The following is a 12,917-nucleotide window of genomic DNA, read 5'->3' on the forward strand; positions in this document are numbered from 1 at the left end:
CGCCTACGGTAATTTCCGCAGGAATTTCTTCATTAAAATATAAATCCACAGGAAAGCCGCAAGAATGGCCGGAAGCATAAAAATAATTTTATGGTCATAAATTGTTTTTCCTATCCAGAAGGAAGGTAAAAATGATAAAATATACGATATCCGCCCCCGCACAAAATAAGGGGCAAATGCTCCGAGAATAGTCAGTGTGGACATTTTTGTCACAGCCATTCCCTCCAGCTTATTGGTTGACAGCGTCACTATAAGCAGAGCGATAATAATTCCCTGCAGCGCTCCTGTCCCGGAAAGGAGCAGAACCTCCACCGCAGACAGAGCAGTTAATTTAAAAACAGGCAGCAATATAACTGTCATGATAAAAGCTATTACCACCGGAAGAAAAATACGCGAGATCAGATACCCCTTCCTCCCCAGGGTTGTGATAAACAAATAATTTTCAATATGATCATCATGCTCTTCCAAAACTATCATCGCGGTAACAAAGCAAAACATGATGGGCGCAAGCATGGAAAAAATCAGATCGAACAGCCCATAATACGGAGCGAGAACTTCCGTTCTGCCCGTCCAGCTTACCAAAGCCCGTTCCATTACAGGTACTGCAAACCTGAAAAATACTCCTGCGAGCAGCGGAGCGGCACAAGATGCAAACAGCATCATATCGCGCCGTATAAACAGCATCATCTGCATAAAGCTTATCCGGGCTGCTTTCATAATTTTATACCTCCTGCACTTTTCCACATCCTTCTGACACATTTATGTGCAGCTGCAATCAATACTGCAATCAGCAATACAACAACAAATAACCCCGTCGCCGTAATCTTTTTGCCGGCTATCATATCCATACAGACATTGAGCGGATAGTACCGCAGTACGGCAGGCGTTACTCCGAACATATGTAATATGGCAGGCACAAACCCAACCACTTCTATCGGCACCGTCCACAGGATAAATTGGTTTAAGCTTGAAATTTTGGTCGCAATAATAATTCCGAGCAGTGTAAATACCGCGCCTGACAATGCCGTTCCCAGCAGCGTACGGGGCAAATCCTCCGCTTTTACGGCTACCGCCAGTATGGCTGCAACGGCAATCGAGATGGTACACAGAGAAATAACCTTTGCGCCGATATAATCAATTGCCCTGACGGGAGACACCGCATATGCACAGGGCACCTTCTGGCTTTTCTCCAATAACACAATCGCACCCATAAAAAACAGTCCCATAGCGGCAGGATCGGAAAAAATCAGAATCGCCGCCGCGGCTGTACGCCAAGATTCGGGCATTGCGAGCAGAATGATCAGATAAATTACCGTTAATACGCTGTACAGTAAATAAAACCCATATTTTATCTGGAACTTCATATCCCAGACGGTCAGCCTCCCCAGCATCATATCAGCGTCCTCCCTGTAATATCCATAAAAATATCGTTGAGCGTAGGTTCACTGCTGTGAATGGACTGCAGTCTGTTTTCTTCGATCAGCTTTTTCAGCCTTTCATCACAGGAGATTCGGTCAAGGGGACAGACCGCGGTATGTTCTCCGTTTTCTACCCAGGTATAGGTCACCTTTGCCGCACCCTTAGACATAATTAAATTATGGGGGCTGTCAAGCGCACAGATTTTACCGTTGACAATAAATGCAACTCTGTCGCAAAGCTCCGTGGCATCCTGCATATTGTGGGTGGTTAACAGGATGGTTTTCCCTTTTGCCTTTTCAGCCAGGATCATGTCTTTCATCATGCGGCTGTTTGTGGGATCCAGACCGCTGGTGGGCTCATCCAGGCAGAGCAGCGCAGGATCATGCAGAAGCGCCTTAATAAAATTCAGCCTTGCCTTCATCCCTTTGGAATAGTCCGACACCCGCTTATCCGCATCATTGGAAAGCTCCACCCTTTTCAGGAGTTCATCCATCGGGCGCGGCTTTTTATCATATAAGGACGAGAAAAACTTCAGGTTTTCCCTTGCGGTCAGTTTTTCATACATCGTCGAGAATTCAAAGTCCACACCGATATCCTGATAAAAATCAGAAGTACACCGTTTACATTCCGTTCCATTCACCACCACAGAACCATGGTATGTCGGCAGCATACCTATGAGTATTTTCTGCAGAGTGCTTTTCCCTGCGCCGGACGGTCCTAAAAAGCCGAATATTTCTCCTTTAGCTACCGAAAAGTTTATATCGGTTATAAACGGATTTTTTCCATAGCTGAACGACAGGTTATTCACAGTAATCATTGACTGCTCCTCCATAAATTATATGACCAATTTTATTTAAATAGTCAAAATAAGAATTTTATATAATCCGGCGGACTGCGCCGGATTATATAAAAATAATTCCTTATATTCTGCTTCAAAACAGACGGCATCTTTTCAGATCCCTGTACTGAGCGCATCTTGACAGCTACTTCAGGTTGCTTTTTTTGACCATTTTAAACAACATAGTCATTATAATATTATTTATCTGTATAGTCAACTGCTTTTATATGAATTTTGAATCACTCCGCCCGGAAAGCCCTCTTTTTCCCATCGGTATAACTGTTCTCCGTAATGCAGAAGGAATCCTTCAGCCGGTTCTGTTCTCCTTTTGCCCTGTCTTATTCGTAAGAAACCAGCAAAAAAATAACACGGTACGGCATTTTTCAACACCATACCGCGTTTATTAAATACGCTGATTATCGTTTTTCTTCCATCCTGCCGAAATCTTTTCCTGCAGTTTTGGAAAGGGCTTTATCCCGCTCAATGCATCGTATACCTCCACACAGGACGCACCGGTGGCCGCCGCCAGCTGCAAACAGTTTTTCAATGGATACCCGTCCAGCATCGCTGTGAGAAAAGCGGCAATGCTCGTATCTCCCGCCCCGGCGGCAGACAGCACACGCTCCGGGACATAGCTTGCTTCAAATCCTTCCTGTCCGGCCCAGCCTGCCGTATCAAGCTCCGCCCTCTTCCCAACCTCCGACAAAACATGTTCCGATGCAGTACGGTAATACATACCCGCCGCCCCGCATTTTATGAGAAGGATTTTAGCGCCATATGCCATGCATTGCTCCGCCAGGGGCCGGATATCTTCCTCCACATTGAGAATTTCCGTGATATCTCCGCCCTTCGCCCGTTCCTGCCACAGCGCAAACCGTTCCCGATCCAGCATGTAGCAGAGCTCTTCCGCACTCGGCACGAAAAAATCCACGTAAGGCAGAGTATTTCTCAGGATTTCCTTCCAGTCCGCCTTCCCTGCCTCTGATTCGGAATCAACAGCCGCCATATCCAGGGAAGTGGCGCAGCCCATTTCCTTTGCCTTCTTCATGATACGGACCGTCTCCATACCTCCATTTACATACATGGAACGCATAAGAGGAGGATAGCCGAAATGAAAAAGAGCGGTATCCTGCCAGGCCTCTTCCGGAATATCTTCCGCGCAAAAGGTATCATTGGCCCCGGGATTATGCAGGAAAATACGGTCAATGCCCGGAATTGCCAGAACTACTGAATAGGATGTGGACGCCTGATCTGTGCGAATCATACCTGCGTCCGCATCATATTTGGATAACAGACTGACGACTATCTCTCCAAACGTATCTTTCCCTATTTTCCCCATAAGGGAAACATCTGCACCCAGAAGCTTCATGGCCAGACCTGTATTGGCCACAGCTCCCCCTGTATGTATTCTGGCATCTCCCATTTGGATCAGCTTGCCCGGAAGAAGGATATCCGTTACAGCCGATACGGTTTTCTCTGGAAAAACGGGTGTGATATCCAGGCAGATATGACCTGCGGCGATGACTTTTTTCTTCATATCAGCATCTTCCTTTCAGTCTCAAAACAGGCAGCAGGCAAAGCGGAGCTTTACCCGACAGCCGAATTCAGTTTCCCTGATTATCCGGCAGCGCCGCCTCTCTTTCAAAAAGCTGCAGCACAAGACCTCTGATTAGCAGACGTAAGGCTCCGGGATCTGCCGCTTTGCCGCCTTCATGGCTGTAAACCATTGCCGTAAAAATGTTACGGAAGGCTCCGCCGAATTGATCCGCCAGTTCCGGCGCACACTCACTGCCTGCCGGAAACAGCTTTCCGACAACAGTTTCCACCATTCCGGCATCCTCCGTAAAATGAGCCAACAGTTCCTCCTTTGGCAGCTTTCTGGCCAGGATTTCCAGTTCCCCGGAAGTCATCAGCCGTATAACAGGAGCTTCATCCGCTTTCATAAAAAAATCCATAAGCATATCCGTCACTGCTTCCACATCCGGCTTTCTTCCTGCCAGGCTCTCCGCTTTTTCCAGCAGCTGCTTTTCTATCGTTTTATGGAATTCCATCAGCACCTGGAAAAGGAGCTGTTCTTTGGACTCATAAAACAGATAAAAGGTCCCTTTGGGAATCCTCACCCGCCTGACCAGTTCATCTACCGTGGTTTTCCTGATCCCATAGGCGGCCATGCAGTTCATAGCCTCCTCCCGAAGGCGTTTGTCAATATATTCTCTTTCCTGTTCCGAATAAGTTTTGGGCAAGGGCATCACCTCTTTTTTTGACTATTTATTTAATTTTGGTCATTATAGTTCTTCCGTCATCTTCTGTCAAGCCATGACAGCGTACTCTGTTTCAGTTATCAGCAATTGCCGGTAAAAACATAAGCCAGCCTTTCCCGGGCGATATCCGCCAGTTCATATACCGTACGTACCCTGGTCGGCGGCCTGTCCGTCATTTTCCACCTTGGGAAAAACCGGGTTACATGAAGAGGAATATTTCTGTCTATCCCGGCTGTCCAGGCAGAAAGCTCCCTCATCTGCTCCGGAGTGTCATTTTCCCCGGGAATGATCAGGGTGGTCAATTCCACATGGCAGGAAGCAGCTGCCCGGCGGATAAAACGTTTTACCGTTTCCAAATCCCCGCCCAGCTTCCGGTAAAAATCCTCTGTAAAGCCTTTCAGATCGATATTCATAGCATCCACAAAGGGAAGCACTTCCTCCAATATCTCCTCCGTCACGCTCCCATTGGTCACCACCACATTTTTCATTCCTGCCGCACGGACAATCCGGGCCGTATCGCGCACATATTCATAACCAATCATCGGCTCGTTATAGGTGAACGCCACCCCGATATTTCCTTTTTCCTTCAGCTCTGCGGCTTTCCCCGCAAGCTCTTCCGGAGACAGACGGACGGTTTCCGCATCCGCGGCACACATGGAAATTTCATAATTCTGGCAGAAAGGACAGCTTAAATTACAGCCATAGCTTCCAACCGATAATATCCGGCTTCCCGGTTCAAACATGGCTAACGGCTTTTTCTCAATCGGATCCAGGGCGAGGGAAGTTATCCTTCCATAAGAAAGGGAGCTGCTCACTCCTCCCCTGTTGGCCCTGGCACGGCAGCTTCCGGTCTGTCCCGGCCTGAGCCTGCAGTGATGCATGCAGACTGGGCAGATGATTTCCCGTTCTTCCGCACTACGGCCTCTGCTTTCTTTCACACTATCCCTTCTCTCCATGGCGTATGACCTCAAAACGTTCCAGCGTCACCGTGTCCTCTTCCCCGATTCCCGCCTTTCTCCTGGCGATGGCGATCTGCTCCTCCACAGTGTCCACCCCTTCCAAATCCGGCAGCAGGAGTCCCCGCTTTCTCCCTTTTGTCACTATCACCCCGTATTTTTTTACATCCAGTTCTCCGGGTGAAGAAACCGGTTCCGGCGGGCCAAGCACATCCACGCTGTACACCAGGGTATCCAGTTCTTCCTTCTCAACAGGAGGGAAACGGGGATCCTCCGTACCGGAGCTCACCGCATTCCTCAGGATTTCCTCCGCCACACAGCCGGCAACCGGGGCAATGGTTCCGATACAGCCCCGGAGCATGCCGTCCTTGTGGATGGATACAAATACACCTGCCCTGCTCTCTGTCATTTCCCGGGGCAGTGTTTCTTTTTCTTCCGGGGTAAGTGAAGCCTTCCTTCCTGTCCGTACAAAGGTTTCCAGGGATTTTCTTGCCAGACGGACATAGCAGTCCTCCTTTTTCTTCCGGGCCTGCATATCCTGCTGTTGCTTCAGGGTATATTGCTCCAGGAAACGGCGCGTTTCATCCCTGCCCGTCACATGGAACGTACATACGCCGTAGCCTACGCCGAACGGCCCCTGATAAGACAGTTTTTCGGTACTGACGGCTTTTCCGTCCAGGCAGCCCGCCATCATGGTAAAGGAACGGTGCCCGCATTCCCCCGCTTTCTCACAAAGGCTTTCCGGATAATCCAGCAGCTCGCCGAAAGCGGCTTTTCCCATGGTTTCCATAATCCTCTGATCATAAGCAGGCCCCTCTTCCCTGTACCCGTAAGGGCCGTCCTCCTTCAGCCTGTGGGACAAATCCCCGCTGGCGACCACCACCGTGCGACGCCCCAGCTGGTTTGCTGTCTTTTCGATAAGCATTCCCGCCCGATAATGATCGGCTTTGGACAAGCCGGACAGCCCTATGCGGACAAGGCGGTACTCCTTCAGATATTTATTTATAAAATACAAAGGCACCATCACGCCATGATCCAGCTTCTTTTCACGCTCTCCCATTATACCCATGGGAAAATCCGAAGCATCGGCATTCCGGCACAGGCAACGGACAAATTCCTCGTCGTATTCCGCCTTAAACCTCACTTGTCCCGCCCGGAACTGCCGGAAATCCCCTTCCGCTTCTTTTCCCGGCGAAACATGGAAATAATCCGCGTACATCACTGTATGCGGGGATATCACAACAATCGTTTCCGGCTTCAGCGCGGCGATTTCCCCTGCCGCTTTCTCATAAGCCTCCGTCGTTTCCCTGATACCGCGTTCCTCCCCTTTTCCGATTTCCGGAACAATCAATGGAGGATGAGGAACCATAAAACCTGCAGTCACTGTCATTTCCGCTCCTGTCTGCACGCCTGCGCCTGCTGCCAAAATCACACGTCTTCTGCTCTTTCCGGTGCAGCATTCCTGTGATATTCATACAATGCCGTACCAGTCTGCCAACCCATTTGTAACTCTCTATAAATCATAATAGGCGCCGAATTCCGCCGGATGGGGAATCTGGCTGATCGTCCTGCTTTCCTTTCTTTTTCTTTCCAGCCAAATCTGAATCAGCCTTTCCGGGAACACTCCATTCTTCGTTAAATAATCATGATCCCTTTCCAGGGCATCCAGGGCTTCCTCCAGTGTTTTGGGAAGAGACTGAATCCTCGCCTGCTGCTCAGAAGAAAGCTCATAAAGGTTATAATCATATGGCCCCCAGCCGTTTGCGCTTGGGTCGATCCGGTTTTCAATGCCGTCCAGCCCTGCCATCAATATGGCGGCGTAGGCATAATAGGGATTGGCTGTGGCATCCGGGCTCCGCAGTTCGAACCTCTTGTCCTCGGGCGCTTTTGCATATGCCGGTATGCGGATGACCGCACTCCGGTTGGACGTGGCATAACCGATGGTCACCGGAGCTTCGAATCCCGGAACCAAACGTTTGTAGGAATTCGTGGAAGGATTGGTCCACGCGCAAAGGGAAGGTGCATGCTTCAGCAGGCCGCCGATAAAATAGTGGGCGGTCTGACTCAAGGAAGAATAGCCATCCTTATCATAAAATACCGGCCTGCCTTCCTTGAACAGCAGCATATGCACATGCATGCCGCTGCCCGCTTCCTGGTAAACCGGTTTTGGCATGAACGTGGCGGTACGCCCTTCCTTCGCAGCCGCATTTTTCACAATATATTTGGTAATCATGGTCTTATCCGCCATGTCAACCATTTCTCCAAGCTCCACCTCGATTTCCAGCTGTCCGGGACCGCCCACCTCATGATGATGGTATTTCACCCGGATCCCCCAATCCTCCATAAGCATACACATTTTGCTGCGCAGATTATAGGAAATATCCTGGGGAGCCGCAATATGATATCCGCCTTTATGCTTCACCTGATATCCGAGGCCGCCTTCCGCCGTACCGGTATTCCATTCCGCCTGTCTCGTATCCACTTCATAAAAAGAACCGTTAGGCGACACCTGGTAATTTACGGTATCAAAAAGATAAAATTCAAATTCCGGCCCTATCAGCATCTGATCCGCCGTCCCCGTGGCTTTCATGTAATCCACCGCCCGCAGCGCCACATTTCTGGGATACTGGTCAAACGGCCTGTTTTCCTTTTCCCCGATCACACAGACATCCCCTGTCATGGAAAGCGTAGGGATTTCCACAAAGGGATCCATCACCGCACTGTCCGGATCAGGAATAAAAACCATATCACTTTTTTCAATAGGCGCATATCCGTAATTGGAGCCGTCAAAACCGATTCCATATTCAAAAATACGTTCTCCGAACCGTTCCACCGGTATGGTGATATGCCTGAAACGCCCATCCAGATCCACCATTTTGAAATCGATCATACGGATGTCATTTTCCCTGCAAAGCTGCAGGATTTTTTCACTTTTGCCCATAAAGATTACCCCCATTTTTTGCGGCTTGTACCGCTTTATTCCTATACTGAATTATAACCCTGTCCGGCTGTGTTTTACAAGGATTTCAGCAGTAAAAAAATATCCCGGCAGCTATCTTAATTACATAACCCGGCCCCAAAGGATACCCAAATACTTTAGGATATGATACAATAAAAATAGTTTATTTCCAAATGAAACGGATTGATTTGAAGTGATAAGTCCATAACCGGGGAGGGGTAACTTATGTTAGATAAAAAAGAATTTCCGATTTTAGAATATGACAGCAGTCCAAAAGCCAAAATAGAACCTTTAAACACAGTCTCTAAAATAGACGGCCCGGAATGCTGCGTAATCACTTTTTTTGGTGATGTCATTGAAAATATGCTTAAATCCAACCGATTAAAGCAGATCGCTGTTTTTTCTTCCTGTACCGTCAAGTTACCGGTTTATGAAACGGAATATCTTGGTAAAAAGATTGCTCTTACACAGGGCTTTTTAGGTGCCGCAGGTTCCGCCGCCCAGCTGGAAGAACTGATTGCCATGGGATTCTCAAAGTTTATTGTCTGCGGCGCTGCAGGAGTTCTTCAGAAAGGAATACAGGTAGGGCATTTAGTTATTCCGGGGTCGGCTGTCCGGGACGAAGGGGTGTCGTATCATTATATTGAGCCTTCACGGGAAATCGAATGCAATCCCTACGTTGTAAGCATTATGGAAAATTACATGAAGAGGAATAAAATTCCCTATATTAATGCAAAAACCTGGACGACAGAAGCCTTTTACAGAGAAACAGACGCTAAAATTGACCTGCGGGTTTCCGAAGGCTGTGTTACGGTAGAAATGGAAGCCGCAGCATTTTTTGCAGTATCAAAATTCCGGAATGTATTATTAGGGCAAATACTGTTTTGCGGTGATGATTTAAGCGGTATCGAATGGGATTCACGTTCCTGGTGCAGCAGAGAAGGGATCCGAAAAAATCTTGTTGATATAGCTTTGGAAATATGCCTGGAATTACATGCAGCAGCAATACAAAAACGGTGAAGCAAAGTCTTCACCGTTTTATGTATTGAAATAATAGGACGGAGACAAATCACTCCGTTTTATCTGGTTTCCAGAATCCGGTCGAACAGCTTTGCACATTCCCTCGTAAGGCTGTGAGGAACCACAGGGCTTTCCGTCCTTCCGTCCCTGATGCAGTTTGCCACTTCCTCTATCTCATAAAGGAAGCCGTTCTCCGTAACCGTATCCTGGAAACGCATCACAAGTTCATTATTCTTGTCATACAGAAATACCTCTTCCGCAAAATGAGGGTGGGGAATGACAATTTTCCCTTCATTTCCATAAATAACCATTCTCTCATGAAGCCCGGCCGCAAAGCTGGTGCGCAGAGACGCCAGAATACCGGGGAAGCGCAAAGTCACCTGATCGGAGATATCCACGCCGGTATCACTCCAGACAGCAGACACCTGCACGTCTTCCACAGGCTGTTCTATCATGAAGGTTGTGAGTTCATAGGCATATACCGTGATATCGTAGGAAGCTCCTCCGCCCAGCTTAGGGCTGTAATACCGGTTGTCCTTGTCAACGGGCGCAAGGAAACCGATCGCCGTATCAATGAAGGAGGGAGTCCCTATTTTTCCTTCATCCATCCACTGCTTTGCCATTTTAATAGCCGGAAGGAATCTGCTCCACATGGCCTCCATGACAAAAACCTTTTCTTTTTCAGCCCTTGATAATACTTCTTCCGCCTGGGCGCTGTTTAAAAACATGGCTTTTTCACACAAAACCGGTGTTTTATAATCCAGGCAGAGCATACACAGTGCGTAATGGGCATCCTGGGTTACCGCGATATAAACGCAGTCCGGCTTTTCTTCCGCCAGCATCTTTTCATAGCTGTCGTAAGCGGCCTTAATGCCGTTTTTCTCCGCAAAGCCCTTCGCACGTTCCATGGACTTGCTTGCAACTGCCGCCACTTCACAATCTCCCATACGTTTTACCGCATCGCAGAATTTATTGGCGATATTTCCCGCACCCATAATGGCAAATCTGAAATTTTTCATAGTTCTTCCTCCATAAAAATTATATTATAAGTCCTTCTCTGCTCCCACATACATTATGGCAGCGGTCAGGAAAAATAATCAGGGTTCATAAAAGGTATGATCAGCTCCGTCACCTCTTCCCCGGCATCAAGGCCCCAATAGCCGGCATACAATCCATCTCCCAGTCCGCTGGCAAACATGGCAATCCGGTGTCCGTATCCGGGCACCGCCCACTCAATAAAATCCCCGTCCTCCCGCTGTACATCGGGATAAGCTTCATAGCTGCTTCGGAACAGCTGTGCAAAATAGTCATCATACTGGTTTTTCCCCGGATTCTGCTGATGCCATCCGTCGGAAAACTCTCCGAATTCCTTTGCCGCCGCAGCGTCACAGAAGCATGCCATTCCGGCATCCACGCCGAAGCCCGCGAAAATCCCCGGCTGGTTATACTGAGCCGCCGTCGTTCCCGCCGGCATGGCGATCTCATAGCGGCAGATATCCGTTTCCCGGATTTTCAATCTGGCAGCAGCAATCCGAAGCCCCGCAACAGGGGAGTCTAAGATCGCCAGTTCCACAGGATAAGAGCCTGCCGGAATTTTCCGGTTCAACGGCTCCGTGTATTTATCGTTTCCCAGATAAACAAGCGGATCCGCTATGATAATCTCCCCGCTGGGGAAGTCTGCCTCACCCATACAAAAGATGCGCATATCACCTTTCCCATGAAAATATCTCAGCAGCTCCTCCGCCGGATAACTTTCCTTATTCAGATACTTCAAATTCTGCTCAAAGGCTTCCTGGATTGGCGCCTTCACGGGTTCCCGGATTTCTTTCCCATTTACGGTATCCACAAAATAACCGCCGGATGGATCCGGTTTAAATTCCAGATCCGCTCCTGCCGGCATATGCAGGATATTCAGCACCGCGGGCTCAATATTGGCCAGCGTATTAAAATCCACAATAGCATAATTAGCCGCGTCATCCACATAAGCCTGGGTATCGGACTCTCCCAGTGCAACCCATCCGTTTCCGATCCCATCCGTTTCTCGGAAAAGCCATTTCAGTCCCGTCTCACCGTTTAAAACCGATTTGGTCACCACACAGGCTCCTGCTCCCGTTATGTATTGTTTCAGTTCTTTTTTCTTTTCTTTTTTTCCAAATCCGAACATTCCTCTTCCCCTGTTTCCGAAGGCTCCGTTTCCAGCTCCTTCTGCACCTTTCTGCTGAATGAATGCAGCACCTGTTCATAGGCATGGTCAATCATATTGAGCAGTTCCTCATCCGGGAGCCTGTCATGGTACACCGTATTCCAAAAAGGCTGCTGCACGGGAGGGCAGTGATACCCTCTCACAACGATGCCCGGATAAACCTGACGGTAAAAATCCCCCGCATCACGACTGCATTTTAATGTAATCTTCCGCTCCTCTTCGAGAGGATAAATCTGTGCAAATATCTTCCCGTTCAGCTTATAGCAGACAGGAATATCCCCAAAAGGATGATCCTCATAAGCCCTGTTTTTACTCTGGCAATAGGCCTTTATATCCTCTGTTTTCACCCATACTCCCCATAACCGCATTTCCGGTTTCTTCTTCATTTCCGGTTCCGATAATCTTCAGGATCTCCTCCGCGGTTTCTTCCGCCGTCATATCCGTCACATCGATCCGGGGAAAATCCACATTCTCATAAACGGCCCTGGAATTACGGATCCCCCGCCGGATCCTTTCCTCATCCCGTCCGTCAGCCCTGGCCCTGCGGACATTTTCTTCCTCCCCGCAGTACAGCAATACTGGTACCAATTCAAAAGAGATACCTTTCTGTCGGAGTTCTTCCAACAAGGCATCAAACAACTGTTTCCTGTGTCCGTGAAAACCAAATGGAAATATGACATTCTGTATTTCCCCGCAGGCAAAGGAATTCTCCATCATAGCGAGGATATTTTTATAATTCAGCCGAATCAGCTCCTCATTAAATATGGGAGGATTGGTCATCCGGCAATAATCACTGTCAATATAGGAGGAATGCGGCAGCCTTTTCATCAGTTCAGCGCTCGCCGTGGATTTCCCGATTCCATTTGCACCGCATAGTAATATCAGTCGCTTCATTTCCATTCCTCTTTCCATATTCATATTGGACGCAGACAAAAAAGTGAGTGCCGCCTGAGACAGCGGGTTCTTTCCTCCGGCTTTGATCCCGTGCCGCTGCCGTGGCTCATCCGGCGGCCGCCTTCGGGCAGTCAGTGATTCCTGTAAGGGGCGTTTAAAAACGCCAGTCCTTACGCTGCGTCCTTTGCAGCGTTAGTACTGCTGTTGTCTCTTATACCCATATAGAGGGGGAAAAGAGACTGGTTCCGATACAGCCCCGGAGCATGCCGTCCTTGTGGATGGATACAAATACACCTGCCCTGCTCTCTGTCATTTCCCGGGGCAGTGTTTCTTTTTCTTCCGGGGTAAGTGAAGCCTTCCTTCCTGT

14 protein-coding genes are annotated in these 12,917 nt (G+C 48.6%); 1 reads left to right on the plus strand and 13 read right to left on the minus strand.

Annotated features, from left to right (window positions below; translation table 11 throughout):
- Positions 1-3 precede the first annotated feature (3 nt).
- From BLA28_RS29245 to glnA, 8 genes are all read right to left on the minus strand, one after another.
- Positions 4-717 (minus strand): ABC transporter permease, encoded by a 714-nt coding sequence (locus BLA28_RS29245; RefSeq protein WP_069157240.1) that lies wholly within the window; start codon positions 715-717, stop codon positions 4-6.
- Positions 714-1,394, minus strand: coding sequence for a fluoroquinolone export ABC transporter permease subunit (locus BLA28_RS29250; protein WP_069157239.1), 681 nt, complete (start codon positions 1,392-1,394; stop codon positions 714-716). Before BLA28_RS29250 ends, BLA28_RS29245 begins: the two co-directional genes overlap by 4 nt.
- Positions 1,391-2,236 (minus strand): ABC transporter ATP-binding protein, encoded by an 846-nt coding sequence (locus BLA28_RS29255; protein WP_069157238.1) that lies wholly within the window; start codon positions 2,234-2,236, stop codon positions 1,391-1,393. The genes BLA28_RS29250 and BLA28_RS29255 overlap by 4 nt, the downstream gene beginning before the upstream one ends.
- 424 nt (positions 2,237-2,660) lie before the next feature.
- Positions 2,661-3,794 carry a carbohydrate kinase family protein gene (locus BLA28_RS29265; protein ID WP_069157236.1) on the minus strand — a complete coding sequence of 378 codons (1,134 nt, stop codon included), beginning with the start codon at positions 3,792-3,794 and terminating at the stop codon, positions 2,661-2,663.
- A 67-nt stretch (positions 3,795-3,861) separates the two neighbouring features.
- Positions 3,862-4,500: a TetR/AcrR family transcriptional regulator gene (locus BLA28_RS29270; RefSeq protein ID WP_069153140.1), complete on the minus strand. Its 639-nt coding sequence runs from the start codon at positions 4,498-4,500 to the stop codon at positions 3,862-3,864.
- 98 nt (positions 4,501-4,598) lie between these two features.
- Positions 4,599-5,474: an AmmeMemoRadiSam system radical SAM enzyme gene (gene amrS, locus BLA28_RS29275; RefSeq protein ID WP_069157235.1), complete on the minus strand. Its 876-nt coding sequence runs from the start codon at positions 5,472-5,474 to the stop codon at positions 4,599-4,601.
- A complete protein-coding gene (amrA, locus tag BLA28_RS29280; protein WP_069157398.1) occupies positions 5,458-6,864 on the minus strand; it encodes an AmmeMemoRadiSam system protein A in 1,407 nt (468 codons plus the stop codon). Before amrA ends, amrS begins: the two co-directional genes overlap by 17 nt.
- 123 nt (positions 6,865-6,987) lie before the next feature.
- On the minus strand, positions 6,988-8,415 hold the full coding sequence (glnA, locus tag BLA28_RS29285; protein ID WP_069157397.1) for a type I glutamate--ammonia ligase: 1,428 nt from the start codon (positions 8,413-8,415) through the stop codon (positions 6,988-6,990).
- 243 nt (positions 8,416-8,658) lie between these two features.
- Here glnA and BLA28_RS29290 point away from each other — a divergent pair, with 243 nt between their 5' ends.
- A complete protein-coding gene (locus BLA28_RS29290) occupies positions 8,659-9,453 on the plus strand; it encodes a nucleoside phosphorylase (protein ID WP_069157234.1) in 795 nt (264 codons plus the stop codon).
- A gap of 59 nt (positions 9,454-9,512) precedes the next feature.
- On the opposite strand, the gene BLA28_RS29295 is transcribed toward BLA28_RS29290, so the two are convergent.
- The 5 genes from BLA28_RS29295 to BLA28_RS34740 form a co-directional block, all read right to left on the minus strand.
- Complete coding sequence (locus BLA28_RS29295; protein WP_009253201.1) at positions 9,513-10,472, minus strand: Gfo/Idh/MocA family protein; 960 nt, start codon at positions 10,470-10,472, stop codon at positions 9,513-9,515.
- 65 nt (positions 10,473-10,537) lie between these two features.
- Entirely contained in the window at positions 10,538-11,617 is a 1,080-nt protein-coding gene (locus tag BLA28_RS29300; protein WP_069157233.1) for an immunity protein Imm33 domain-containing protein, read from the minus strand.
- Positions 11,578-12,003, minus strand: a complete 426-nt coding sequence (locus BLA28_RS29305; RefSeq protein ID WP_069153134.1) for an MmcQ/YjbR family DNA-binding protein — start codon at positions 12,001-12,003, stop codon at positions 11,578-11,580. Before BLA28_RS29305 ends, BLA28_RS29300 begins: the two co-directional genes overlap by 40 nt.
- Entirely contained in the window at positions 11,966-12,550 is a 585-nt protein-coding gene (locus BLA28_RS29310) for an AAA family ATPase (RefSeq protein WP_169897318.1), read from the minus strand. Before BLA28_RS29310 ends, BLA28_RS29305 begins: the two co-directional genes overlap by 38 nt.
- A 211-nt stretch (positions 12,551-12,761) precedes the next feature.
- Entirely contained in the window at positions 12,762-12,875 is a 114-nt protein-coding gene (locus BLA28_RS34740) for an AMMECR1 domain-containing protein (RefSeq protein ID WP_278336452.1), read from the minus strand.
- Positions 12,876-12,917 lie beyond the last annotated feature (42 nt).

It is taken from the genome of Eisenbergiella tayi (assembly GCF_001881565.1).
In the GTDB taxonomy this organism is placed as follows: Bacteria; Bacillota; Clostridia; order Lachnospirales; family Lachnospiraceae; genus Eisenbergiella; species Eisenbergiella tayi.

Coding starts and splice junctions, on each gene's coding strand:
- amrA (WP_069157398.1), bottom strand. CDS start 6,864: ATGACAGTGACTGCAGGTTTTATGGTTCCTCATCCTCCATTGATTGTT.
- BLA28_RS29250 (WP_069157239.1), bottom strand. CDS start 1,394: ATGATGCTGGGGAGGCTGACCGTCTGGGATATGAAGTTCCAGATAAAA.
- BLA28_RS29300 (WP_069157233.1), bottom strand. CDS start 11,617: ATGTTCGGATTTGGAAAAAAAGAAAAGAAAAAAGAACTGAAACAATAC.
- amrS (WP_069157235.1), bottom strand. CDS start 5,474: ATGGAGAGAAGGGATAGTGTGAAAGAAAGCAGAGGCCGTAGTGCGGAA.
- BLA28_RS29295 (WP_009253201.1), bottom strand. CDS start 10,472: ATGAAAAATTTCAGATTTGCCATTATGGGTGCGGGAAATATCGCCAAT.
- BLA28_RS29310 (WP_169897318.1), bottom strand. CDS start 12,550: ATGAAGCGACTGATATTACTATGCGGTGCAAATGGAATCGGGAAATCC.
- BLA28_RS29245 (WP_069157240.1), bottom strand. CDS start 717: ATGAAAGCAGCCCGGATAAGCTTTATGCAGATGATGCTGTTTATACGG.
- BLA28_RS29265 (WP_069157236.1), bottom strand. CDS start 3,794: ATGAAGAAAAAAGTCATCGCCGCAGGTCATATCTGCCTGGATATCACA.
- BLA28_RS29290 (WP_069157234.1), top strand. CDS start 8,659: ATGTTAGATAAAAAAGAATTTCCGATTTTAGAATATGACAGCAGTCCA.
- glnA (WP_069157397.1), bottom strand. CDS start 8,415: ATGGGCAAAAGTGAAAAAATCCTGCAGCTTTGCAGGGAAAATGACATC.
- BLA28_RS29255 (WP_069157238.1), bottom strand. CDS start 2,236: ATGATTACTGTGAATAACCTGTCGTTCAGCTATGGAAAAAATCCGTTT.